The organism is Sanguibacteroides justesenii, from assembly GCF_003204205.1.
Lineage (GTDB): Bacteria > Bacteroidota > Bacteroidia > Bacteroidales > Marinifilaceae > Gabonibacter > Gabonibacter massiliensis.
Genome location: NZ_QJPL01000001.1, coordinates 525,959 through 552,138 on the forward strand (window position 1 = coordinate 525,959; position 26,180 = coordinate 552,138).

Sequence of the window (26,180 nt, forward strand, 5' to 3'; positions counted from 1 at the left end):
CCTTTGTGCCCAAATTTGGAACGAATGAAAAAAGTGAATATTATCAGCCTGGGGTGTTCGAAAAACTTGGTGGATACCGAGTTATTGATGAAGCAACTGGAGACCTCCGGGTATAGCGTAGAGGTTGATGGCGATCATTCGGAGGCAGAGATCGTAGTTATCAATACTTGCGGCTTCATCGGAGATGCGAAAGAGGAGTCGGTCAATACGATATTGGAGCAGATAGAACGGAAAAAAGAAGGTGTTATCGAACGGGTATACGTGATGGGGTGTTTGTCACAACGCTATCATGCCGAACTGGCCCATGAAATTCCGGAAGTAGACGGTTATTTCGGGAAATTCGATTGGAAAGGAGTTTTAACGGCATTGGGAAAGGATTTCGACGAAGGGATAAAAAACGAAAGACATTTGACAACCCCGAAACATTATGCTTACCTGAAGATCTCGGAAGGGTGTAATCGGGGATGTTCCTATTGCGCCATTCCCATTATGACGGGCGAATACAAGTCGAGGGATTTCGAGGAGATCGTGGAGGAAGCCGGACTCTTGGCCCGGCAAGGAGTGAAAGAGATTTTAGTGTTGGCACAGGATATAACTTATTACGGAATCGATAAATACGGTAAGAACCGTTTGGCCGAATTAGTCGATCGTTTGTCGGGTATACCGGGAATAGAATGGATCAAGCTGCATTATGCCTATCCGGCGGGATTTCCCATGGAGTTGTTACCGGTCATGCGGGAGCGGAAAAATGTATGCGCTTACTTGGACATTGCTTTGCAACATTGTAGCGATCACATGTTGAAATTGATGCGAAGGGGGGTGACGAAACAACAGACCAGGGATCTCGTAGCCCGCATCAGAAGAGAGGTTCCGGGGATATTTATTCGTACGACACTAATGACGGGACATCCGGGAGAGACGGAAGAGGATTTTAGAGAGTTGCTTGAATTTGTGGAAGAGATGCGGTTCGAGCGTTTGGGGGTATTTCCCTATTCTCATGAAGAGGATACCTACTGCGATAAACATTACCGGGATGATGTTCCCGAAGATATAAAACGCGGGAGGGCGGAGGAGATCATGGAGAGGCAAAGAAGGATATCGGCCGAATTGAATACCCGTTTGATCGGTCAAAAATTGAACGTATTGATCGATCGGGTTGAAGATGAATTTTACGTGGGGCGTTCCGAACACGATTCTCCCGAGGTGGACCCGGAAATCTTTGTCACAAGTGATAAAAAACTTTACCCCGGTCGTTTTTACGAGGTAATTGTTACAGGTGCGGATGACTATGACTTATATGCCGAAATGAAGATAATTTAAAAAAAACAGAAAAGAGATAGATATTTTCAGTTATTTATGTTTACTTTTACTCATCAGGTTCGTTTACTGCTTGATGAGTTTTTTGTATTTAATATTAACTGCCAAATATAAGAACTATGTTAAACGATCTATTCTGGATAGTACCTGTTTGTGCTATTATCGCGCTGCTTTTCGCAAGAATCTTTTTTAGTCATATGATGAAAGAATCCGAAGGTACGGATACGATGAAACGTATTGCAGGACACGTGCGTAAAGGAGCTATGGCTTATTTAAGTCAACAATATAAAGTAGTCGGTATTGTATTCGTAGTATTGTGTATCCTTTTTGCCTGGATGGCGTACGGACCCGGTTTGCAAAACGAATGGGTGTGGTTCGCCTTTTTGACTGGTGGTTTTTTCTCGGGGTTAGCCGGGTATATAGGCATGAAAACAGCTACCTATGCGTCTGCCCGTACGGCTAATGCGGCACGCAGGAATTTAAACGACGGATTGAAAATAGCATTTCGTTCAGGAGCCGTGATGGGATTGGTAGTTGTCGGATTGGCTCTGTTGGATATCTCGTTGTGGTGGCTTTTATTGGATTATTTCGTTGAAGAACCGACGACATCAGAAAAGGCGATCGTGATTACGACGACCATGCTCACTTTCGGCATGGGAGCTTCGACGCAAGCTCTTTTCGCGAGAGTGGGAGGGGGTATTTTTACCAAGGCTGCCGATGTCGGAGCGGATCTGGTGGGAAAGGTAGAGGCCGGTATACCGGAAGATGATCCTCGAAATCCGGCGACAATAGCCGATAACGTGGGGGATAACGTGGGGGATGTCGCTGGTATGGGAGCCGATTTGTATGAATCCTATTGCGGTTCTATCCTGGCAACGGCAGCATTGGGGGCCGCAGCCTATCGGTTGGATCCCGATATACAGTTCAATGCTATTTTGGCCCCGATGTTGATAGCCGCTTTCGGAGTCGTACTTTCATTATTGGGTATATTTATGGTAAAAACGAAAGAAGGAGCTTCACAACAACAACTTCTGAGGGCCTTGGACCGGGGTATTAATATCAGTTCCGTTTTAATTATAGCCTCCAGTTTTTTAGTTTTTCATTTGTTGGGTTTAAGTTACTGGATATGCGGTTCCGTCATCGTGGGACTACTCACGGGAATCGTCATCGGAAAGGCAACCGAGTATTACACGTCACATGCTTATAAACCGACGCAGGATATAGCTAAAAGTTCAGAAACAGGACCTGCCACGGTGATAATCAAGGGTATCGGAACAGGTATGATCTCTACATCGATTCCTGTACTCGCTATCGTTGCGGGTATTATTCTCTCTTTCCTTTTTGCTTCGGAATTTGATTTTTCAAACGTATCGGTAGGCCTGTACGGTATAGGTATTGCAGCCGTCGGAATGCTTTCTACTTTAGGAATCACGCTGGCGACCGATGCATACGGTCCTATTGCGGACAATGCGGGGGGAAATGCCGAAATGAGCAATCTGGGAAAGGAGGTACGTCATCGTACGGATGCTTTAGATGCTTTGGGAAATACGACGGCCGCCACGGGAAAAGGGTTTGCGATCGGTTCTGCCGCTCTTACCGGATTAGCTTTGATCGCCTCTTATCTCGAAGAGATTAAAATCGGATTGCTCCGTATGGGAGAAGAGATATTGACTATCGGTAGCGAGACCGTTAAAACGGCTGATGCTTCTTTGACGGATTTCATGTATTATTACGATGTGACATTGATGAATCCGAAGGTGTTGGCAGGTATATTTATCGGAGCTATGATGGCTTTCTTATTCTGCGGGTTAACCATGAATGCCGTGGGGAGAGCGGCCCAAAAGATGGTAAACGAAGTCCGCCGTCAATTCAGGGAAATCAAAGGAATCATGACGGGAGAGGAAGAGCCTGATTACGCCAAGTGCGTCGAGATATCCACGAAAGGAGCTCAACAAGAAATGATTTTTCCTTCCTTGTTAGCCATCATTGTTCCGGTTGTTATGGGATTGATCTTCGGTGTCGCGGGAGTCATCGGCCTCTTGGCGGGTGGATTGGGAGCCGGGTTCGTATTGGCGATCTTTATGGCCAACTCGGGAGGGGCTTGGGATAATGCCAAAAAGTTTATAGAAGAAGGAAATTTAGGGGGCAAAGGATCCGACAATCACAAGGCGACGGTCATCGGTGATACGGTAGGAGACCCGTTTAAAGATACTTCCGGTCCGAGTTTGAATATTTTGATCAAGCTGATGAGTATGGTCGCTATCGTGATGGCAGGCGTTACCTGTGCTTTCAGTTTGCTGTGAAACGGGTGGGGTGAAATAAAAAAATCCACGATGATATTCATCGTGGATTTTTTATATCGATTCTATATTATATTTTAGAATTGACGATCTCTAAGATCTCCGTTTCCATTTGTTTTGCCATCTCAACCACTTTTTCTCCTCGGCTGATGATGTCGTTTGCGTACGCTTTGTCGTCTAATCCCGCGGCGTTTATTTTCACGTTTAAAAATGCGCCGATTACTCCGGAGCGGGCGGCCAAAGCACCTACTCCAGCATCGGTTACCGAATTCGGGTTTCCGATTTCAGCCATGGCTTTCACCACTTCCATACATTCGTAACATAACATCATCGTTCTGAAAGGCACTTCCGTGGCAAACCGGGTTGCATCCTGAATCGCCCGATGACGGGCTGCTTTTTCTTCTTCGCTCTTCTTGGGTAGGCCGAATGCATCCATAATACGATTGAATGCGTTAGTATCCTCGTCAACCATTTTGATTAATTCCACCTGATACGCTTTCCCCCTTTCTGCCCAATTGCTAAATTCTTCCCAACGATCGTCCCAACCCCGTTTATGAGAGGAGAGGTTTGCTACCATCGCGGCCAAGGAGGAGCCCAAGGCTCCCATATAAGCGGAAATCGAACCGCCCCCGGGAGCGGGAGATTCCGAAGCCGTTTCATCGGCAAATTCGGCTAATGTCATATCCACCAAATGCTTCTTGCCGTTATTCATTTCGTCTTCTAATATGTACTCGATGATTTTTTTCCGCGGTTCAAAAGGATAAAGTTCGTCTAATCCCAAAGATTTGACAGCGATCTTTATCAATTCTTTATCCGAAACGCCGGTAGAACGTTGTTGTTTCCGTAAGAAATAGCGTCCGGCATCCAGCATGGCCTTTAATGGAATAACACCGACTAATTCGGAACCGGTTACTCTTACTCCCCGATCATTGGCCTTACGACAAACTTCATCGAACGCCTCGTGTACGGAGGTTACCGATATATCTGTCAAGTTCATGGAGATCTGGGCAATACCGTATTCTTCTATAAACCAACCGATCGCTTTGACCGATTTCAACGTTCCGGGAATCATAACGGGTTTCCCTTTTTCGTCCAGCACTTTTTTCCCCGTGATGGGATTTCCTTCCCGTTTAACCCGCCCGCGTTCACGTACGTCGAAGGCTATGGAGTTTGCCCGTCGGGTAGAAGTGGTGTTCAGATTGACATTGTAAGCCACCAGGAAGTTTCGGGCTCCTACGGCCGTGGCCCCGGTCTTGGCTGTCCATTCGTTTAATTCCCGGGGACCGAAATCGGGATGCCATTGCTCACTGCTCAATCGTTCTCCCAATGCTTCGTATTCTCCAGCCCGGCAGGTTGCCAAATTCTTTCTTTCCGGCACGAAGGCTGCATTTTCGTAACAATACACGGGTATATTCAATTCTTCTCCGATACGTTTTGCCAATTTACGAGCATACTCGACCGTCTCTTCCATGGTAATATTAGCTACCGGAACCAACGGACAAACATCCGTGGCACCGAAACGGGGATGTGCTCCTTTGTGTTTCTTCATATCGATAAGTTCGGAGGCTTTCTTTACGGCACGAAAAGCAGCTTCGCAAACTTCTTCAGGAGTACCGACCAAGGTGACAACCGTACGGTTGGTCGCTTTTCCCGGGTCTACGTCAATGAGGCTGACTCCTTCCACGGCTTTAATCTCTGCTGTAATCTGATCGATGATATGCATATCGTTTCCCTCGCTGAAATTGGGAACGCATTCAATTAGTTTTTTCATATTCTATTGCGATATTGTTATAACAACTGATGTTTATTCTGTCTCTAACACTCTAATCTATTCAAAAAAAGCTTACAATTTGTAATCCGAGAATGCCAATGGGCTACGGATAACGGATCCGATAGGCTTTGCGAATCCATACTTTTTTATAATGTGAATAAGGCATACCGTTATTAAATTTGTTCTCCGTTCAAAAACACGGCTTCGATCAGATTACTCCCGTAAGCATATGGAAGAAATTCGATCCCGCTAACGGGTGTTGTGATATAGAAATTAGCTTTTTTGCCGACAGCGATACTTCCCAGTTCGTTTTCAACTCCCATAGCATATGCGGAATTAATCGTCGTGGCGTTAATTACCTCCTCCGGAAGCATTTTATAATTCACACATCCCAGAGACATGACGAATTTCATGTTGCCGGAAGGAGAGGAGCCGGGATTATAGTCGGAAGCCAATGCGACGGGAAGCCCCGCGTTGATCATTTCCCGCACGGGAGAATAAGGCATATTCAAAAAGAATGCCGCTCCCGGTAATACCGTCGGCATCGTCTCACTGCCTTTCAATGCTTCGATCTCTTTTTCCCCCACATATTCTAAATGATCGACGGAAAGTGCGTTGTATTTTACACCTACCTGGATACCACCCGAGTAGTCCAGTTCGTTAGCATGTATCTTCGCGCGTAATCCGTGTTTCATTCCGGCATTCAACATACGATCCGTATCTTCGACCGTAAAAAATCCTTTATCGCAGAACACATCGATATAGTCGGCCAACTCCTCGGAAGCGACAGCCGGAATCATTTCGTTGATAATCAAATCCACGTATTCCGTCTGGCGTCCTTTGTATTCGGTCGGAACAGCATGTGCTCCTAAAAACGTTGATTTTATGGTCAGGGGTGTATCCTCTTTTAATCGTTTGATTACCCGCAGCATCTTTAGTTCGCTTTCCGTACTAAGACCGTAACCGCTTTTAATTTCAACGGCTCCCGTTCCTAACATGGCAATCTCTTGGAGACGTTCGAAAGCCGAATCGTACAATTCCTCTTCACTGGCCTTTCGAATACGTTCTGCAGAATTTAAAATTCCTCCTCCTCTTCGAGCAATCTCTTCATAAGAGAGCCCTTTGATCTTGTCGATGTACTCGATCTCCCGGCTGCCTGCATATACAATGTGCGTGTGTGAATCGCAAAAAGCGGGGAGAACCAAACGGCCGGTGGCATCAATCTCTTGAATGGTATCGCCTCCTTCGTACACGGCGTGCTGGTCCAATTCGCTCATTTTACCGAAAGCTTGTATGTAACCGTCTTCCACCAACAAATAGGCATTGTCGATCATTCCCAAACGGGCCATGTCCGCACCTGCAACCCTCGTTCTCGGTTCTTTCTCAACTTGAACAAGTTGTTTTATATTTATAACTAATGTTTTCATGTTTATCGTTTTAAATTATTCGGGAGCGAAAGTATAAAATTTAATCTACAATTTAAAACATTTACGATTTATAGGCTCCAGTATACTCCAATTAAAATATCTACTATCTAAATACTTGTAAACGATTGGAGTCGAGCCGTAAAAATATGAATATGAGTATCGTAAAGGCCCACAGCGAAGATCCCCCGTAACTGAAAAAAGGAAGAGGAATCCCGATAACGGGAGCCATCCCGATGGTCATCCCGATGTTCACTGCCATATGGAAGAATAGGATAGAGGCTACGCCATACCCGTATATCCGGGAAAAATTGGAACGTTGGCGCTCTGCCAAATAGATAATACGTAAAATAAATGTCATAAGTAATAGTATGACCAGGGCACTTCCCACGAACCCCCACTCTTCCCCGACGGTACAAAAGATGAAATCCGTGCTTTGTTCCGGAACGAAATTAAATTTTGTCTGCGTTCCTTGTAAAAAACCTTTTCCCCAAAAACCCCCTGAACCAATGGCAATTTTGGATTGATAGACGTTATATCCCGTTCCTTTTTTGTCCATGGTTATACCTAACAGATTATTAATACGGTCCCTTTGGTGGGGTTGAAGTTTCTCGAACATGTAGTCGACAGATACCGTGGCTCCGATGCATAACCAAGAAACGAATATCAGTAATGCGATATGCTTTATCTTCTTTTGGTAGATATAGATCAATCCGGCCAGGTTGCAAATCAGATAAGACAACAGCAACAGATAGTAATCAGATAAATTTCCTTGAATGGCCCAGTTGACCAAAAAGAAGAGAAAAAAGAGCAGGGTCAATATTCCGATGATTTTGATTAGTTCCCTGAGATTATGTCGGTAATAATAATAGGCAGCTAAGGTTCCTATCAGTATTATAACCAATACGGTAAACGGAGAGTACAAAATACTGAGAACAAAAAGCGCCACGGCAACAAAACAAAGTAAAAGAATGGAACCGTGCAGCCCTTCCCTGAATAATACCAGAATAAAAGAGCTGTATACCAGAGCGGAACCCGTGTCGTTTTGTAAAATAATGAGAGCGGCAGGTATGAACAAAATAATCCCGATCAACAATAAATTACTTATTTTCATCACCTTGAAATTATGTCTGCTCATCACGTTGGCCAATGCCAAATTGGTCGCAAATTTAGCGAATTCAGCCGGCTGAATGCGAATACCCTGAATTTCGAACCAGGAACGAGCCCCATGTACCTCTTTACCGAAGATTAGCACACAGAGCAGAAGACATATGGTAATCCCGTAAATGATAAAAGAAAAAGCGGTAAAAAATTTACTATCGGTCAGTAACACTAAAAAAGCCAATAGGAAAGAAGCACCTATCCATATCAGTTGTTTCCCGTATTGTTGCGAAAAATCAAATATACTGTTGTGATTCTCGTCGTATACGGCGGCATATATGTTGATCCAGCCCATAAAGACAAGCAAAATATAAAGTAGGATAGAGATCCAGTCGATATTAGCAATCAGGTTCGTTTGTCTATTCATCGCCTTTTCTGTTTTTATTTGTTTGGCGAATTAAATCGCTTTCAAGCATTCTTTTTTCTAACTCTTTTTTCTTATCCGATATCTTACCTTTCAAATATTTTTCAATCAACAAGCCGGCAATAGGGGCGGCATAAGTAGATCCCCACACTCCGTTTTCCACGTAGACGATAAGTGCGATTTTAGGGCGGTCCACGGGTGCAAAAGCGATAAAAACGGAGTGATCGTCCCCTTGCGGATTTTGTACGGTTCCTGTTTTTCCGGCAATCGCTATGGAATCGACCTGAGCATTTCTTCCGGTACCTTTTTTCACTACTAATTCCATCCCTTCTATGATCGGCTTAAAATAGGCCTTATTGATATCGACGGTATGTTTTTCTATCCGGTTCCGGGGGGCGGTCTCGTCAGGCCGCACGATATGGGGAGTCATGTAATATCCGCGGTTTGCCAGAATTGCGGCGATATTTGCCATCTGTATAGGGGTTATCAACAGTTCGCCCTGTCCGATCGACAATGATATGATATAGAGAGGATGCCAATTTTTGGTGCGGTGTACCCGGTCATAATAGGCTTGTGTCGGAATGGAGCCGTTCACCTCGTTTTGGAAATCAGGACATAATTTGCTTCCCAACCCGAAGGAGATTACGTATTTTCTCCATTCATTATAGGCATTTCGTACATTTTCATATTGCGGTAACTCCAATACGCGCCGAAATACATTCACGTAATAAGGATTACAGGAATTTTGAATAGATGCCCGCAAATCGGTAGGGGAGTCGTGGAAATGACATTTCATAAAACGTTTACCGCCAATATAAGCTCCTCCTGAACAGGAAAATTTGCTTTCGGTAGTTATCGCTTTCGTCTGCAGTCCGATCAGGGCTTGAATCGTTTTGAAAATAGATCCGGGAGGATACTGAGCCATTGTCGTACGATCGAACAGAGGACGTAAACTGTCCTGTTCCAGTTTCAAGTAATTCCTGCCTCTGTCCAGTCCAACCATCAGTTGGGGATCGTAACCCGGACTCGATACCTTTGCTAAAATCTCCCCGGTTTCCGGTTCGATTGCCACGATACCTCCTTTTTTGTTACGCATTAGCTGATAAGCGTATTCCTGTAAATCTATATCCAGTGTCGTTTCCAAATCTTGCCCTACAATCGCTTCCTTGTCGTATTTTCCGTCCTGAAAGGAGCCTTTTACCCGGTTATGATTATCGACCAAGACGATTTTTTTTCCTTTTTCTCCCCGAAGTGTGGTCTCGTAAGTTCTTTCCAATCCGTTAATACCGATATAATCTCCCGGTTCGTAACAGGTGTCTTTTTTCACTTGATCCAAACTGACTTCTCCGATATAACCGAATACATCTGCAGAATGTTGAACATTGTATTTTCTTAATGTTCTCGTTTGAATATAGAATCCCGGATAGCGATACAGCTTTTCCTGAAGTACGGCATATTTATCTCCGGTAATTTGGGAAACCAAAATAGAAGGCTTATACCTGGAGTAAGTTTTGCATTTTTGAATGTTTCTGTCTAAAAATTCTTTCGATATGCCAAGTATGGAAATTAAGTCCGTCGTGTCGAATTCTTTTACCTGTCTCGGAATAATCATCAAGTCGTATGCCGCTTGATTATCGACCAATAGTTTATGATTACGGTCGTATATCAGACCGCGTGCAGGGTATACTGTCTCGATCCTCTGTGAATTATTGTCTGCCATTTGTTTGAATTGATCATCGACTACCTGATAAACGAATAGCCTGATGATATAAATAACGCAGACGCATACGATAATACCCGCGATAATTCCTTTTCTATATCCAAATTTATTCATTTGAATGAATCTTTTTCAATTCGAAGAAATACTTACCTGTTTACCTTTTTCAATCCGATAAAGTAATAAAGCAAGATCAACAACCAGGAGATAAAAGTACTGAAAATTATCCGGATTAAAGTGATAAACGGATCGCTAAAAGTAAAAGCTTCGGCAAAAATAAGAACGACATTGAACAGGAGGGTTGACACACCCGAATATTTTAGAAACCAGTTGAATTCCGTCAATCGTTGGGCTCCATGAATATCATCCAATTTCTCCCGGTTAGATGTCGATTGCAACAGCCAGGGACGGATATAGGCAGTAAAGGTGGAAGCCGCCGCATGGATTCCCACGGTCTTGTCGGCCAGGTCCATTACGAATCCCAATAGAAAACCAAAAAACAATAGGGAGATTCCTTTGAATTTGTAAGGAAGAATATAAATGGCCAGAATATAAATATTGATATAGAAATAAGATCCGAGATGAATGTTATCCAAAATAAAAATTTGGATAATACACAATATGAACAAATGGATAAAATAATTTATATTATTCATGATAATTGTTTCCTTCTAATCTTTTTTTCTCATCCTTCCAATAATCATTCACGATGTAGACATGATAGAGTTTTTTAAAGTCTACGGCCAAGCGCACTTTTATAGCTAAAAAGTTAGCCGTTTCCCGAGTAGTCGATTCGACGAAACCGATCAGCAATCCTTCCGGAAAAATAGAGGAGAAGCCGGAGGTGACCACCGTATCTCCCGGACTGATCTCCACGTGGTAGGGTATATCGTTCAAATTAGAGTAACGATAATCACTTCCGTCCCATTGCAACGAACCGTAATACCCGTTTTTCTTTATTTTAGCCGATACCCTCGAATTCACATTGATCAACGGAATTACAAAAGAATAATGTTCGCTCGTGTCCTGTATTAAGCCGACTACTCCCTCCGGGGAACATACCGCCATCTCTTTCCGGACGCCGTCCTGACCTCCCCGGTTTAACGTCAAATAATTTTTAGTCCTGTTGAAAGTTGCATTTACAACTTTCGCATCCACATAGTTGTACAGTATGCAACTGTCAAGGATAAACGATTTTACTTCTGAACTATCTTTTTTTGAATTTAAAATCTCCAATCGATTTTTTAAAGCTACATTCTCTTTTACCAAGTTTTCATTTCGTTCGGCCAACCAAAAATAATTTTCGGTTTCCGTAACAACGGAAGAGATGTAATTAAAGACAGAAGAAGAGTATTGGGAGAATACAACTCTCTGATAGTCGTTATTATTGACTATCAGAGAAAAGCATAAAACTTCCAATAATATAAAAATTATAGTAAAATGATACTTAAGTATCAGTCTTATAATTTCTTTCACCTCTTATCGGATAAGGAATGAGAATTTATCTACATTTTTTAGTGCGATTCCGGTTCCGCGTGCCACAGCACGAAGAGGATCCTCTGCGATATGGAACGGTATGTTCAATTTATCTGATAACCGTTTGTCCAATCCTCGCAACAAGGCTCCGCCTCCGGCCAAGTAAATGCCTTTATTCACAATATCGGCATACAATTCAGGCGGGGTTTGTTCCAAAGCACCCAAAATAGCTATCTCTATCTTAGAAATCGATTTTTCTATACAATGAGCGATTTCCTGATAGGAGACCGGAACTTCTACAGGCAGGGAAGTCATTTGGTTCGGACCTTGTACCACGAAGTCCGCAGGCGGTTCGTCCAATTCGGATAGAGCCGATCCCACATGAATTTTTATCTCCTCCGCCGTTCTTTCTCCGATCTTTATATTGTGTTGGTGACGCATGTATTCCTGAATATCGTCCGTCAAATCGTCACCTGCGATACGAATCGATTTGTTGCTAACTATACCACCCAAAGAAATAACTGCGATTTCTGTTGTTCCGCCACCTATGTCAACAATCATATTTCCTTCCGGAGCCTCCACGTCCAAACCGATACCTAATGCCGCGGCCATCGGCTCATAGATCATGTATACGTCCCGTCCTCCCGCATGCTCGGCGGAATCGCGTACGGCTCTAATTTCGACCTCCGTACTTCCGGAAGGGATACATACGACGATCCGTAAAGAAGGGGAGAAGAATTTACCTTTTCCGTTAGCCATTTTAATCATTCCCCTGATCATCTGTTCGGCAGCGTTAAAGTCTGCAATAACTCCATCGCGCAACGGGCGGATCGTTTTGATATAATCATGGGTTTTTCCTTGCATTTGCCGGGCTTTTTCCCCAATTGCAATTACCTTTTCCGATTTTTTATCTATGGCTACGATAGAGGGTTCATTCACCACCATCTTATCGTTCATGATGATAATGGTGTTTGCCGTCCCCAAGTCTATCGCGATATCTTGTGTTAAAAAAGAAAATAAACTCATAGTCATTAATGTTTAAAATGTCTCATACCTGTAAAAATCATAGCTATCCCGTATTTGTCGGCAGCATCAATGGATTCCTGATCCCGGATAGAACCTCCGGGCTGGATTATAGCCGTGATACCAGCCTTATGGGCTGCTTCCACGCAATCGGCAAAGGGGAAAAACGCATCGGATGCCATAACGCTACCGGGGATACGCTCTGCTCCCTGACGAATCGCATTTTCTAATGCCCAAATCCGGCTGACCTGTCCCGGGCCTACGCCTGTCGTACACTTATCCTTTGCAATCACAATAGCATTAGACTTAGTATGCTTTACAACTTTCCATGCAAAAAGTAAGTCCTTCAACTCTTCTTCCGTCGGGTGACGCTGGGTTACCACTTTAAGTTCTCCTTCGGTCAATCGGTGATCCATGTCCTGTATCAATAAACCGCCTAAAACGGTTTTAGCTTTAGGCGTGGTATATGTCCTCCGATCGATATCTTTTACTTGCAATAATCTTAAATTTTTCTTTTTGGAGAAAACGGACAATGCTTCTTCGGAAAAAGAGGGAGCGACGATCACCTCTAAAAAAACGGGAGCCATTTTTTCAGCGGTAGCCTTGTCTATTTCCCGGTTGGCGGCTACAATCCCTCCATATATGGAAACCGGATCCGCGTCATACGCTTTCTGGAAAGCATCCGCCAAGGTTGCGGCACTCCCGACACCACAAGGATTAGCGTGTTTCGCCGCTACAATCGTAGGTTCATCAAACTCTTTCAATGCCTCTAACGCCCCGTCCGTATCCCCGATGTTATTGTATGATAACTCCTTGCCTTGTAATTGGATCGCTCCCGTTAATGTCCCTTCCGTCTCCTGGATACAACTATAAAAAGTTGCTTCCTGATGCGGATTCTCGCCATATCTTAAATCTTGTTTCTTTTCATAAGTTAAGGTTATGGTTTTGGGAGAGGTGATATGCAGACGTTTCGAGAAGTAGTTGGCGATCAAAGCGTCGTAATGCGAGGTATGAATAAATACTTTGGCAGCCAATTGCTCTTTCGTCTCCGGCAAGGTTTCTCCGTTTTCCCTTATTTCAGCAATAACCCGCTCGTAATCTTCCGGATCAGTAACAACCGTCACGAAAGGATAATTTTTAGCCGCGGCCCGGATCATGGTAGGCCCGCCAATGTCTATATTTTCTATGATCTCCTCGTGCGAGACTCCTTCTTTCAAAATCGTCTGTTTGAAAGGATACAAATTACAAACCACCATATCGATGGGCTCTATACCCAATTCGGCCATTTGTTGTTTATGTTTTTCATTGTCCCTGATTGCCAAGATACCCCCTTCGACATTGGGATGCAGCGTTTTCACTCTTCCGTCGAAACATTCCGGAAATTTTGTCAGGTCAGCGATATCTTTCACCTGAATACCCTCTTCCTTTAATATTTTTGATGTTCCTCCGGTAGAAATAATTTCCCACCCCATAGAATTTAGAGATTTAGCAAAGTCAACAATTCCACTTTTGTCAAATACACTAATCAATGCTTTTTTCGTTCTCATCCGGATTTATTTTATTTTTTTAAACGAAATCAATTATACTCGTTGACAAAGGTAAAAAAAAGATAGTTATTTTACATGTTGAGTATATAATTTCATAGAAAAAATATATAGGAAAAATATTTTTCTTACATCGGAAACGTGGGGTTATAAAAAATAGTTATATTTGGTCAACACTAAAAATGATATTTTTATGAGTGACAACGCTTTGGATATTATAGTATATATAGCATTGACCATCGGAGCCAGCTTATTGGGAGTTCTAAAGTCTTCTAAGGATAAAAACAAAAAGAGGCAACCCTCTGCGCCACACGAAACTGTTCGTCCGGAAATTTACGTTCCGGCAGAAGATGGGACAGAAGGAGATTTTTTCGATCAAATTTTTGGTAAACGGGTAGAGGTCCCGCAACAGGAAGACGAAATAGAGAAGCCGGAAGTCGGAACGGAAAAACAAATTATACCCGATTTTTTAAAAAGGAAAGAGACGGAAGCCATCGCTCATTTCGGAAAATCCGATGAAGAGAGGATGGAAATATTAAAGAGCGATCAACGGGCCCGAAAAGATATGAGAGACAAACGCTTTGCCGCTTTATTCCGACTGCACGAAAATGACATGCAAGAAAGCGATACGAGCGAATCGAATTCCGGTAATACAATCCGTTTCGATTTGCCGGAAGCGGTTATCGCGAGTGAAATATTGAATCGCAAGTATTAACCTCTTCTAAAAAGATATTCCGAAACCGGTGGAAAAAGTAAAAGTATAAGGATTGTACCGGATATCCGGATCTTTACTTAAAGATTGCAAGTAATACCTGAAGCCGGGTTCTATTTTAAAATGAATCGATTTACCAATCGGATATTCAACGCCCAAACCGACATGAGTACTCATGTTAATACGGCGAATATTATCCGTTTCTCCCATCTTTTCTTTTACACCCTCATAGCGCAAATAGGTCATGTTACGTACTAAAAAACTTGCGCCAAATCCTCCCAAGATACTGAATTTCAGTTTGTTGTTATTCAGATAATAGCGGAGGGAAAGAGGAACTTCTATCGCGTCGAACTCCTGCTCAATGCTTCCCGTTGTTTCGCTATTGCTTCTCAATAACTGGGAATTGGAAACGAATACGGCCGCGTTAGACCGGCTTTTTACGTTTCCAAGCGGGGTAAGTACCCGTGTTTGGTTGTTGTAGCTGCTCATCATGGCATTTGTCTGGGGAACGAAAACCTTAGAATCGCTCGTTTTTTGGCCGATACGGGTGTATCCGATACCCGTTTCGATAGAGATCCGGCTTCCCGGCGATACGGCAAAAGTAATCCCCCCGTTCATATTGAAGATGCCGCTTAACTGATCGTCCGTGTAGCTAACAAGTCGGCTCTGTTTGTTTTCCATGTGGTAGCTACCCGAAGAGTATCCCGGAGAAACATAACCGCCGAGGGTATACTTCAGGTTCATTTTCTTCTTTTTCACCACCGGCTGTTCATGAATTAATTTGAGATATCGGCGTTGATTTTCCAACGCTTCTTTATTTATTAAAGGGATAAAATCCTCGCGAATAGCCGTCTTTTCCAGCTCGGCTACCGGGTGCGATACCGGCAACAGACCGGAATCGAAAAATTGAACCGTCATCGGATCGACCTTGACGAATTCCGGTGTTCCGGATTCTTCGATTTTTCGGTGGGCAGCCGGAGGAATGTTCGGGACTGGCGAGTGATATGCCAAGAGATAGGGGGCCGGTGGCTTTAAAGACTGAGTTTTTACCAACGGAGGATAAGATGTCTTTTTCTTTTCTTGTTGAAGCATAAAAAGCGAGGAGAGAAGCAAGACTATTGCTGCCGCCGCTCCACTATATATAAATAACTGCCTAAACCTGTTTTGTTTGCCACCCAGGCGAGAATTTATGCCGGTCCACACCCTTGCCGGGGGATCGACCGTAACCTCTTCCAGGGCTGTCTTAAATAGTTTTTCTAAATTATTGTCCATAACTTAGGTATGTATTAATTTTTTTCTTTAAAATCTCTTTTGCTCTCGCTAAATTCGATTTTGAAGTTCCGTCCGAAATGCCGAGCATGGAAGCAATCTCTTTATGAGATAACTCTTCCATTACGTACAAGTTAAATACCAACCGGTATTTTTCCGGCAATTGACTTACAAAACCAAACAACACTTCCGAAGGAATGTTCAAACCCGCATCGACATCTTCCATTTCGATCTCGGGAATCTCTTCCACGGGTTGTACGGGATTATTTTTACGGTACTTTTCGAGAGCGATATTGATAAAAATACGTTTCATCCATCCCTCGAAAGAACCTTTGCCCGAATATTGACCTATACACTCCAAAGTTTTAATAAAACCGTCCTGTAAGTTATCTTCCGCCTCTTCGCGCGTTTTGGAATACTGAATGCAAACTGCAAACATCTTGGAGGAGAACATGCGGTAAAGTTGTTCTCCGGCTTGTCGATTGCCTTTTTTGCATTTCTCTATTATTTTGTCCAAAGTATACATCGATAACTAACGCTAAGATGCTGTAATTTGCTAAAGGTTGCGTTGATTTGGCGAAAAAATAAAAAAACTTCACGATCAGAGAAAAAGCACTCCTTTTTTTTGCATCGTATTGTTTTTTTGCGAATATTCGCACCATGAAACACAGAATTAGTGTGCTATTTAATTATTTTAAACAATAAAAACAACTAAAAATGAGAACTATTTTAAGATTAAAGCAATTTATCTTTGTATTATTGAGTGTCACCTTATTGAACTCTTGCCTAAAGAGCGATGATCCTGATTTTGCGATTACCTACGCGAGTTGCGTAGTGCTTCAAAAAAATATAATCGACGGGGATCAAGTCGAGAAAAGATTCCTCCCTCATATTCAAATTATAGCCAACGAGGTGATGGAATCTTATACCTGTCAGGGACCCGAGGGGATTCTCAGCATGGAGTCGATGCCCGATTCATATGGCCAGGGAGCTCAAAGTAAAATATTGAACAGTCAATTTTCCACTACTTTCCCCAAAGGGAATTACAGGGTTTCCGTAAAGAATGCTAAGCAAGAGATAGCCGGATGGTCCGTCGATATCAAAGATACCGAGAAAGTATTGGGGACGATCGAAGCAACGATATCATATGAAAACGGAAGAGTAAAAGCCAAATGGAACAAGGTGGAAAACGCTAGTTTTTATCTTGTCGGAATCGGAACGAAAGGAGAACCGTACTCTTTGATTAACGGTAAAAAATTTACGGACAGTCCCGAAAGCGGAGTGGATTTCGCTATTAGCGATATCAGCGCAGGTTTTACCAAAGGCGAATATCAATTGGTGGTGCGTGCCGTTCAGTCGGAGGCAGGTATCGTGTTGGATAGCGAAAGCGTTATAATTACTTTGGACTAATCATCAGCGTAGTATAATCGCTCGAAACAGAAAAATGGAGTTCATTTTATGAACTCCATTTTTCTGTTTCTATATTCGCCCCGGTCGAAGATTTTGATGTCGCGATTTTCAGCTCTTCAGAGGATTGGTTTTATCCCGTAACCATTTTGCCTCCTCCGCTGACAAATAGGGAGACGTCTCCCGGTACACCCGCTCGTTATAAAGATTTAGCCACTCTGTTTCTTCCTGTTCCAAAAGTTCAGGTAAAATAGCCGAAGTGTCGAAATAACAAAGCGTTATCGTTTCAAACTTATAAAATTCTCCGAATTCGTTAATCGTATCCGTCCGGCAAACGATCAAATTTTCGTGGCGAATACCGTGAAGACCTTCCCTGTATAATCCCGGTTCGTTAGAGGTCACCATTCCCGGAAGTATCTCCTGGTCCTTTAAGTCGGGACGAATGGATTGCGGCCCCTCGTGCACGTTTAAGAAATAACCGACACCATGTCCTGTTCCATGACCGAAGTTTCTGTGATTCATATATAAAGGCAACCTTGCAACTATATCGATATTGCACCCTCTGGAGCCTTTGGGAAATATCAATCTGCTTAAATTGATCATACCTTTAAGGACCAGGGTATAGTCCTCTTTTTCCAAATGCGTTAATTCCCCTACGGGCATAGTACGTGTAATGTCGGTTGTACCGTGCAGGTATTGCGCACCGGAATCAACCAAATACAAACCTTTGGCTTGAATCTCGGATTGATGTTCTTTCGTGGCGGAATAATGGGGTAACGCGGCATTTTTTCCATAAGCGGAAATACATTCGAAACTGTCGGAAACGTATTCGGAATCCGCACTCCGGAATTTTTGTAACACCGCGGCAGCTTCCAGTTCGGCAACGGAGCGGGTGGCTAATGTATTTTCGAGCCAATAGAAAAATTTTGTCAAGGCAACGGCATCTTTGCGGCACGCCAAACGAAATCCAGCTAATTCCGTTTCGTTTTTCACTGTTTTCAGCAAAGGTATGGGAGAAACGATCTCCTTCACCTTGAATTTCTGACAAATCCGATGATACACGGCGTAATTACAAGTAGTCGTGTCCAAAATAAAATCGGCAGGGGACTTCAATTCATCCAAGTAAAGAAAAAGATGATGATAATCGTGTATCTCTACGCCGTCCGCACACAGTCGGCTACCGGTTTCCGGTGTGATTTTATCCTGTTTTACAAATAAATGGGCTTTCTCTTTATCGATTAAGGCATAAGCGATGGCAACCGGATTATAAGAGATATCGTTACAACGGATATTGTAAAGCCAGGCTATTTCGTCCAAAGCAGAGAATAGAATATGGTTGCCGTTATTACTAATAATAAACTCTCTTATTTTCTTAATTTTGTTTCTGACCGTTTCTCCGGCATATCGATCGGGTAATACGGTTATGGCTCCTTGAGGAAAAGCCGGACGATCCAGCCATATCTCACCCAAAAGATCCGTTTTTTCACAAACGGCTATGTTTTTAAGGGCCAAAGTATCTTTTAAGGTGCGGACATCGTTGACAGACATACAAAAACCGTCTATGCCGACGTTCTCACCCTGTTGCAAATGTTCGCACAACCATTGGGGATAATCAACGGCTCCGGGAATACGTAGTTTATGTAGTTCTATCTCTGTTTCGCTCAATTCCTGTTCTGCTTGAATAAAATAACGGGTATCCGTCCACAAGCCCACATGATCCCTGGTAACAACGACCGTACCGAAAGACCCTGTAAAACCGGAAATCCATTTCCGTTGTTGCCAGGGAGCGGGTAAATATTCACTATTATGAGGATCCGTTCCGGAAATAACGTAAGCGGCTATATTTTCCCGATCCATAATTCTTCTGAGTTCTGCTATTTTTTCCGCGATTGTCATGATTAACGTGTTTAATTTTTTTCAAATGTAAAAGAATTTCACGAAGATAACAAGGCGTTAATTATTTACATTTGTCATAATGTTTGAGTCAAAAATGAATTTACATTTGTAAAAAACACGTTGCGTTCGGACAAGGTTTCTTCCGGTAAAGAAAGGGTTTACGAATGTAAAGAAATAAGAGACAGAAAGTATTTAACACTTTGATACAATTATATTTTTACTTCTAATTATCAATGATTTATATAAATAAATTCATCTTTTACTTTAGATTGAAAGAGTATCTGAAGATGATTTTTACATGAAAACACACAAAATTGAGATGTTTTTAATACTTAAGCATCTAATTACCAGTAATATATTAGTGTTTATATCATGTTTTTATTTATAATATCAAAAGAGGTATTTTTATTTTAATACACTAATAAACAATGTATTATTTTATCATAATAGAAAAAAGGAGGGGGATCATATTTAACTACTTGGTACTTAAGTAAGATACTATTTTCACTTTCGATATACCTCTCTTTCTGTTTTACATATGTAAATAGAAAGAATTACAAATGTAATTTGCTTTTCCCCCTTCGAATCATTACATTTGTAATGCATAATATTTACAAAATGATAATCAAATGCAGGATCGGTTGAATCAATTATTTGCACAAAAAGAGCTCACTGCTACGAAATTTGCGGCGATGATCGGCGTGAGCGCTTCTACCATTTCTCATATATTAGCCGGGAGAAACAAACCCGGTTTTGATATCATCAACAGCATAGCGGAGGTATTTCCGGATATTAGTCTTACCTGGTTAATAACAGGAAAAGGTCCCATGTATACCGGAAGTGTTCCGGAACAGCCCATGAAGAAGCCGATAGAAGAACCATTGTTGTTCAAGGAGGAGGAGATCCTTAAAACCAAGCAGGTTGAAAAAGAACTTCCAGAATGGAGCACCTCTTTTCGGGTATCGTCCGAGAAAAGCAAAAACTTAAAGCGTATTCTGCTCTTTTTCGATGACGGAAGTTTCGAAGATTACAATAAAGAATAAGAGACCGGGAGAAAATTCATTTTCTCCCGGTCTCTCTTTTAAATCAAACCAATGATATCTTTAACGGATTTAAAACCGTTCTGATCCAAATATTCATTGATACCCCGTATCACTTTTAGCGTAATAGCCGGATCTATAAAGTTGGCCGTACCGATTTGGATTGCCGATGCTCCAGCCAATAAAAATTCGATGGCATCGTTAGCAGAAGTTATTCCTCCTAAACCTACAACCGGTATTTTTACGACCTTGGCAACCTGCCATACCATTCGAAGAGCTACCGGTTTTACACAGGGGCCGCTTAACCCTCCGGTTACCGTACTCAGAACAGGTTTTCGACTTTTTGTATCGATAGCCATTCCCATTAACGTGTTGATCAGGGAGACGGAATCAGCCCCAGCCTCTTCGGCGGTAAGGGCGATCTCCTGAATATTGGTCACATTGGGAGATAATTTCACCATCAGGTGTTTTTTGTATGCCTTTCTAACTTCTTTTATCACTTCTCGGGCAGAAGCACAACTGGTTCCGAAAGCCATACCGCCTTCTTTCACGTTAGGGCAAGAAATATTAAGTTCAATGGCCGGTATATTTTCCAGTTCATTGATTTTTTCCGCCGTCATTACGTAATCGGCCACGGTAGATCCGGAAACATTTACCAAAATATTACTTTTTATCGCTTGTATCTCCGGATAAATGTGTTCGATAAAATAATCCACACCCTTATTTTGAAGGCCTACCGCATTTAACATTCCGGAAGGCGTTTCGGCCATACGGGGATAGGGATTTCCTTCCCGGTGTTTTAAGGTGGTACCTTTCACGATAAAACCGCCCAATGCGCTTAAGTCGATGAAATCCTGAAACTCTATCCCGTATCCGAATGTCCCGGAAGCAGTCAAAACCGGATTTTTCAGCTGTAACCCGTTGATATTGATACTTAAATCTGCCATGTTAAATCTTTTATATTAAAAATAGGACCTTCCGTGCATACACATTTATGGCCTGTCGTCGTTTCCGTTACGCAACAGAGACAAGCGCCGATCCCGCATGCCATCGTGTTCTCGAGAGATACCTGACAATCAATATTATTCTTGTTAGCATAAGATGCAACTGCTTTCATCATCACTTCCGGTCCGCAACAGAAGATATGGTCGAAGTGCTCTTTCAATATCGAATGTTGCGTGGGGTATCCCTTTTCTCCGTAGGAACCGTCTTCAGTTGTGTAGTATACTTTTGCATATTTTTCAAACTCTTCCCGGCGTAAAATCTCTTTTTGCGTGCGGGTTCCGATCAAAAGAACGGGATCCATTCCCCCGGATCGCATGACACGCGAAAGGTGGAGCATGGGTGCCACCCCACAACCGCCTCCGATTAGCAAACATTTGCCATCCTGTGGTATTTTAAAGCTGTTTCCTAAAGGAAGGATAATATTCAACTTTTCTCCCGGTTTAAGTTCTCCCAAGGTTGCCGTTCCGCATCCCACTACTTTAATATAGAGATAGAGAAGGCCTTTCTCTCCATCCACATCATGAACCGATATGGGACGTCTCAACAAGGTGGAAGGGGATTTGTCCACTCTCACGTTTACGAATTGTCCCGGTAGAATGGGGGGTAATTCATCGGAATGAAGTACCAGCAGAACGGTATCCTGATTTAATAGCTGATTTTCTTTTACTGTAAAATCAATAATTTTCTTCATATCTGTATGTTTCAAACGCTTATTGGTACATCTCTAATTTTTCTTTTAAATATTTTCCCGTGTAGGAATTCTGGCATTTGGACAACTCTTCGGGAGTTCCCTCGAAAACCAAATAACCTCCCTCGTTACCTCCTTCGGGTCCTAAATCTATGATGTAATCGGCACATTTGATTACGTCCATATTGTGTTCTATGATTAAAACGGTGTGTCCTCGGTCAATCAAAGCATTTAAGGATTCCATCAATTTGTGGATATCGTGAAAATGTAAACCTGTCGTAGGTTCATCGAACACGAATAGGGTAGGGTCCGCGTTTTCCTGGCTTAAATGGTAAGCAAGTTTTACGCGCTGACTCTCTCCTCCGCTTAACGTACTGGAGGCTTGCCCCAGTTTTATATATCCCAGCCCCACGTCTACCAGTTTTTGCAATTTGCTAACAATGCTCCGTTCACTGTGACTACTACCGGTACCGAAAAACTCGACCGCCTGATTGACCGTCATCTCCAGAATATCGTATATATTTTTATCCTTGTATTTTACTTCCAGTATCTCCTCTCTGAAACGACGTCCTTTACAATGTTCACACTCCAGGTATACATCGGCCATGAATTGCATCTCCACTTTTATAATACCTTCCCCCTGGCACTCTTCACACCTTCCACCCGGGACATTGAAAGAGAAAAAAGCCGGTTTGAAACCATTCGTCTTGGATAGTTTTTCTTCCGCGAAAATTTTTCGTATATCGTCCCAGGCTTTAATGTAAGTTACCGGATTCGAGCGGGAAGATTTGCCGATAGGGTTCTGGTCAATAAATTCGACACCGAAAATCCGGTCTAAGTCACCGGAAAGACGATTGAAACTTCCGGTTCTATCCGAATAATCCCCGTAGTATTTTTTCAAAGCGGGAACCAGAATCGTTCTGATCAGGGTACTTTTTCCAGAACCGCTTACACCGGTTACCGCTGTCATAATGCCGAGAGGAATCCTTACGTCTATGTTTTTTAAGTTGTTTTCGGTCGCTCCTTTCAGTTCGATCCGATAGGGAGAAGTCCGACGATGATCCGGTACGGGAATGTATTTTTTGCCGGACAGATAATCTGCCGTCAGCGTATCTGCTTCCCGTATCTTATCTAAAGTTCCCTGGTATACGATTTCTCCTCCCAGTCTGCCTGCCAAGGGACCCACGTCGATAATCTCATCCGCCGCCAACATAATATCTTCGTCGTGTTCAACGACAACCACGGTATTACCCAAATCTCTTAATCTTTTCAGAACCTGAATCAGACGATCCGTGTCTCTGGAATGTAATCCGATACTGGGTTCATCCAATATGTACAAAGAACCCACTAAAGCCGACCCGAGAGAAGTGGCCAAATTGATACGCTGCGATTCTCCTCCGGAGAGGGAAGAAGAGAGACGGTTCAAGGTCAAATATCCCAAGCCCACGTCCAACAGAAATTCAATTCGATTATGAATATCCGGAAGAACCCGATCGGCTATTTGTTGATCCGGCTCTGAAAGAGACAGTCGTTCAAAAAAATACTTCAGCTCCGAGATCGGCATATCGACCAAATCGGTGATGGCTTTATGTCCTACTTGCACGTAAGAAGCCTCTTTCTTCAAACGTGTTCCATGACAGACCGGGCATTTGGTCTTTCCGGTATAACGTGCAATCATCACCCGGTTCTGAATCTTGTATTTTTTGGATTCCAAATGTTCAAAAAAAGCATAAATTCCCATCGGACTGTTCCAAAGAAGCTCTTTTTCCGCTTTAGTCAATTCGTAATAAGGCTTATGTACGGGAAAATTCGTATGATGAGCCTGACGAATGAAATAGTGCTTCCATTCGCTCATCTTCTCTCCGCGCCAACACATGACGGCATCGTCATACAGGCTCAATGATTTATTGGGAACAACGAGATCCTCGTCTATACCTAAAATTTTACCGTATCCCTCGCATTTGTTGCATGCCCCGATCGGGGAGTTAAAACTAAACATATTGACGGAGGGAATTTCAAAGGTTATACCGTCAGCCTCAAATCTGTTGGAAAAAGAACGAATCTCTCCGTCCAATTCGATGTAGCATACTCCTTGTCCTTCATATAAAGCCGTTTCAACGGAATCGTTAATCCGGGAGATGGTATCCTTCTCTTCATGCACGGTAACCCGATCGATAACCAAAAACAGGGGAACATCCGTTTTAACCTCTTCATTGCTCTCTAAAAAATCGGATATACGCGTAAATTCATGACCATACTTGATACGGCTAAACCCTTGATTCATCAAAAGTCCCAAACTCTCTTTCGTCACCGAAACAGGCTTGGCCATAATGACGACGCTTTTATCCGCGTGCCCCTGAATAATATAATCACAAATATCGTCTACGCTATGCCGTTTTACCTCTTCACCGGAAACGGGAGAGATGGTTTTACCGATACGGGCATACAACAACTTGATGTAGTCGTATAATTCGGTAGAGGTACCTACCGTTGAACGCGGATTGGAAGTATTTACCTTCTGTTCTATCGCCACTGCCGGGGGAATCCCCTTTATATAATCGCATTCCGGTTTATTCAGACGTCCCAAGAATTGACGGGCATAAGCGGATAGGCTCTCCACGTAACGACGTTGTCCTTCCGCGTACAAAGTATCAAAAGCCAAAGATGACTTGCCGCTTCCCGATACACCGGTAATCACGATCAGCCGATTCAGTTTGATTTTCAGGTCGATGTTCTTCAGATTATGAACCCGTATACCCTTCAACTCAATATATTGTTCGCTCATAAAATCTATCCTCCAATTCTTGCAAAGATAAGATTTTCACTTCATTTTCTATTTACATGAATGTGAAATGTACATAAAAAAAAGCACCTTTACGGGTGCTTTTCGTTTGGAATATGTTTGGAAATACGTTTAAGTCTTGTTTATGACTTGTTTTTAATTATTCTGAAACTACTTCGAATTCTACATCGACTTTCACTTCCCTGTGAAGTTTGATGATTGCGCTGTAAGTTCCAATCTCTTTCACATCTTTCAGCATGATCTTCTTTCTGTCGATATCGAATCCTTTCTCTTTCAGACATTCAGAAATCATGATGCTGTTAACGGAACCGAAAATCTTACCGGTAGAACTGGTTTTAGCTCCGACAGTAAGTTTTACTTCAGCCAATTTTGCTGCAAGTTCCTCAGCTTCAGCTCTCAATTTTGCTTCTTTGTGAGCTCTTTGTTTCAAATTCTCAGCAACTACTTTTTTTGCTGACTCTGTTGCTAAAATAGCATAACCTTGGGGAATAAGGTAGTTACGACCGTAACCTTGTTTAACATTTACAATGTCATCCTTATGACCTAAGTTCGCTATGTCTGTCAATAGTATAATCTCCATTTGTGTCCTCCTTCCTTAAAATTATTTCATCAAGTCGGTTAAGTAGGGCAACAAAGCAAGGTGTCTTGCTCTTTTCACGGCGGTTGCTACTTTCTTTTGGAATTTCACAGAAGTTCCGGTAATTCTTCTGGGAAGAATTTTCCCTTGCTCGTTCAAGAATTTCTTCAAAAATTCAGGATCTTTGTAATCGATGAATTTGATTCTTGCTTTTTTGAACCGACAGTACTTTTTCTTTTTGACTTCAACCGTAGGAGGGGTCAAATATCTAATTTCGCTTTCGTTCTGTGCCATGGCTTATTTCTCCTCTTGTTTTACTTGATTTTTAGCTCTTCTTTTTAACGCATACTCGTAAGCATACTTGTCTAATCTAAAGGTCAGAAAACGGATCACTTTCTCATCGCGTCTGTAAGCGGTCTCTAATTTGTCCACTAAAGTACCTTCAGCCTCGAATTGAAGCAAGTGATAAAAACCTGTAGTTTTCTTTTGGATAGGATAAGCCAGCTTGCGCAGTCCCCAAGCCTCTTCATGCTCGATATTACCTCCATTCTGGGTAATAACGTTTTTGAATTTTTCTACCGCTTCCTTTACCTGTATTTCAGATAAAACGGGAGTTGTGATGAAAACGGTTTCGTAATGATTCAACATAACTGTTTGTTTATTAATAAATTAAATAATAAAAATTA

22 protein-coding genes are annotated in these 26,180 nt (G+C 42.5%); 5 read left to right on the forward strand and 17 right to left on the reverse strand.

The annotated features are described in order from the left end of the window. Positions 1-24 precede the first annotated feature (24 nt). Positions 25-1,320, forward strand: coding sequence for a 30S ribosomal protein S12 methylthiotransferase RimO (rimO, locus tag DMB45_RS02370; protein ID WP_041504905.1), 1,296 nt, complete (start codon positions 25-27; stop codon positions 1,318-1,320). A gap of 116 nt (positions 1,321-1,436) precedes the next feature. Further along, on the forward strand, positions 1,437-3,620 hold the full coding sequence (locus tag DMB45_RS02375; RefSeq protein ID WP_110688395.1) for a sodium-translocating pyrophosphatase: 2,184 nt from the start codon (positions 1,437-1,439) through the stop codon (positions 3,618-3,620). Between the two features lie 67 nt (positions 3,621-3,687). Here DMB45_RS02375 and ftcD read toward each other — a convergent pair whose 3' ends face one another. From ftcD to purH, 8 genes are all read right to left on the reverse strand, one after another. Continuing rightward, complete coding sequence (gene ftcD, locus DMB45_RS02380) at positions 3,688-5,388, reverse strand: glutamate formimidoyltransferase (RefSeq protein ID WP_110688396.1); 1,701 nt, start codon at positions 5,386-5,388, stop codon at positions 3,688-3,690. 173 nt (positions 5,389-5,561) lie between these two features. After that, on the reverse strand, positions 5,562-6,815 hold the full coding sequence (gene hutI / locus DMB45_RS02385; protein ID WP_041503659.1) for an imidazolonepropionase: 1,254 nt from the start codon (positions 6,813-6,815) through the stop codon (positions 5,562-5,564). 103 nt (positions 6,816-6,918) lie between these two features. Continuing rightward, positions 6,919-8,340 carry a rod shape-determining protein RodA gene (gene rodA, locus DMB45_RS02390; protein WP_041503658.1) on the reverse strand — a complete coding sequence of 474 codons (1,422 nt, stop codon included), beginning with the start codon at positions 8,338-8,340 and terminating at the stop codon, positions 6,919-6,921. Beyond that, positions 8,333-10,171: a penicillin-binding protein 2 gene (gene mrdA, locus DMB45_RS02395; protein WP_041504902.1), complete on the reverse strand. Its 1,839-nt coding sequence runs from the start codon at positions 10,169-10,171 to the stop codon at positions 8,333-8,335. The genes rodA and mrdA overlap by 8 nt, the downstream gene beginning before the upstream one ends. Before the next feature lie 32 nt (positions 10,172-10,203). Further along, a complete protein-coding gene (locus tag DMB45_RS02400; RefSeq protein WP_236684946.1) occupies positions 10,204-10,650 on the reverse strand; it encodes a rod shape-determining protein MreD in 447 nt (148 codons plus the stop codon). Between the two features lie 52 nt (positions 10,651-10,702). Then, entirely contained in the window at positions 10,703-11,530 is an 828-nt protein-coding gene (mreC, locus tag DMB45_RS02405) for a rod shape-determining protein MreC (protein WP_041504900.1), read from the reverse strand. Positions 11,531-11,533: 3 nt separating this feature from the next. Continuing rightward, positions 11,534-12,556: a rod shape-determining protein gene (locus DMB45_RS02410; protein WP_041504040.1), complete on the reverse strand. Its 1,023-nt coding sequence runs from the start codon at positions 12,554-12,556 to the stop codon at positions 11,534-11,536. Positions 12,557-12,561: 5 nt separating this feature from the next. Beyond that, the gene (gene purH, locus DMB45_RS02415) at positions 12,562-14,100 is read right to left on the reverse strand and encodes a bifunctional phosphoribosylaminoimidazolecarboxamide formyltransferase/IMP cyclohydrolase (RefSeq protein ID WP_041504899.1); all 1,539 of its coding nucleotides are present in this window, start codon (positions 14,098-14,100) and stop codon (positions 12,562-12,564) included. A 190-nt stretch (positions 14,101-14,290) separates the two neighbouring features. Between purH and DMB45_RS02420 the strand changes: the two genes are divergently transcribed. After that, positions 14,291-14,812, forward strand: coding sequence for a hypothetical protein (locus tag DMB45_RS02420; protein ID WP_041503653.1), 522 nt, complete (start codon positions 14,291-14,293; stop codon positions 14,810-14,812). 6 nt (positions 14,813-14,818) lie between these two features. Here the strand turns inward: DMB45_RS02420 and DMB45_RS02425 are convergent, their stop codons facing one another. Both DMB45_RS02425 and DMB45_RS02430 read right to left on the reverse strand, forming a co-directional pair. After that, complete coding sequence (locus DMB45_RS02425; RefSeq protein WP_041503652.1) at positions 14,819-16,081, reverse strand: outer membrane beta-barrel protein; 1,263 nt, start codon at positions 16,079-16,081, stop codon at positions 14,819-14,821. After that, complete coding sequence (locus DMB45_RS02430; RefSeq protein WP_041503651.1) at positions 16,071-16,604, reverse strand: RNA polymerase sigma factor; 534 nt, start codon at positions 16,602-16,604, stop codon at positions 16,071-16,073. Before DMB45_RS02430 ends, DMB45_RS02425 begins: the two co-directional genes overlap by 11 nt. Before the next feature lie 191 nt (positions 16,605-16,795). Between DMB45_RS02430 and DMB45_RS02435 the strand changes: the two genes are divergently transcribed. After that, positions 16,796-17,488, forward strand: coding sequence for a hypothetical protein (locus DMB45_RS02435; RefSeq protein ID WP_041503650.1), 693 nt, complete (start codon positions 16,796-16,798; stop codon positions 17,486-17,488). A 108-nt stretch (positions 17,489-17,596) separates the two neighbouring features. Here the strand turns inward: DMB45_RS02435 and DMB45_RS02440 are convergent, their stop codons facing one another. Continuing rightward, on the reverse strand, positions 17,597-19,381 hold the full coding sequence (locus tag DMB45_RS02440) for an aminopeptidase P family protein (RefSeq protein WP_041503649.1): 1,785 nt from the start codon (positions 19,379-19,381) through the stop codon (positions 17,597-17,599). 629 nt (positions 19,382-20,010) lie between these two features. Between DMB45_RS02440 and DMB45_RS02445 the strand changes: the two genes are divergently transcribed. Then, a complete protein-coding gene (locus DMB45_RS02445; RefSeq protein ID WP_052634659.1) occupies positions 20,011-20,424 on the forward strand; it encodes a helix-turn-helix domain-containing protein in 414 nt (137 codons plus the stop codon). Between the two features lie 38 nt (positions 20,425-20,462). On the opposite strand, the gene DMB45_RS02450 is transcribed toward DMB45_RS02445, so the two are convergent. The 6 genes from DMB45_RS02450 to rpsF form a co-directional block, all read right to left on the reverse strand. Beyond that, the gene (locus DMB45_RS02450) at positions 20,463-21,368 is read right to left on the reverse strand and encodes a dihydroorotate dehydrogenase (RefSeq protein WP_041503648.1); all 906 of its coding nucleotides are present in this window, start codon (positions 21,366-21,368) and stop codon (positions 20,463-20,465) included. Next, positions 21,356-22,117 carry a dihydroorotate dehydrogenase electron transfer subunit gene (locus tag DMB45_RS02455; RefSeq protein ID WP_041503647.1) on the reverse strand — a complete coding sequence of 254 codons (762 nt, stop codon included), beginning with the start codon at positions 22,115-22,117 and terminating at the stop codon, positions 21,356-21,358. Before DMB45_RS02455 ends, DMB45_RS02450 begins: the two co-directional genes overlap by 13 nt. 19 nt (positions 22,118-22,136) lie before the next feature. Further along, positions 22,137-24,899 carry an excinuclease ABC subunit UvrA gene (gene uvrA / locus DMB45_RS02460; protein ID WP_041503646.1) on the reverse strand — a complete coding sequence of 921 codons (2,763 nt, stop codon included), beginning with the start codon at positions 24,897-24,899 and terminating at the stop codon, positions 22,137-22,139. 157 nt (positions 24,900-25,056) lie between these two features. Further along, positions 25,057-25,497 carry a 50S ribosomal protein L9 gene (gene rplI, locus DMB45_RS02465; RefSeq protein WP_041503645.1) on the reverse strand — a complete coding sequence of 147 codons (441 nt, stop codon included), beginning with the start codon at positions 25,495-25,497 and terminating at the stop codon, positions 25,057-25,059. A 21-nt stretch (positions 25,498-25,518) separates the two neighbouring features. Continuing rightward, positions 25,519-25,788, reverse strand: a complete 270-nt coding sequence (gene rpsR / locus DMB45_RS02470; protein ID WP_041503644.1) for a 30S ribosomal protein S18 — start codon at positions 25,786-25,788, stop codon at positions 25,519-25,521. 3 nt (positions 25,789-25,791) lie between these two features. Next, the gene (rpsF, locus tag DMB45_RS02475; RefSeq protein WP_200889858.1) at positions 25,792-26,139 is read right to left on the reverse strand and encodes a 30S ribosomal protein S6; all 348 of its coding nucleotides are present in this window, start codon (positions 26,137-26,139) and stop codon (positions 25,792-25,794) included. Positions 26,140-26,180 lie beyond the last annotated feature (41 nt).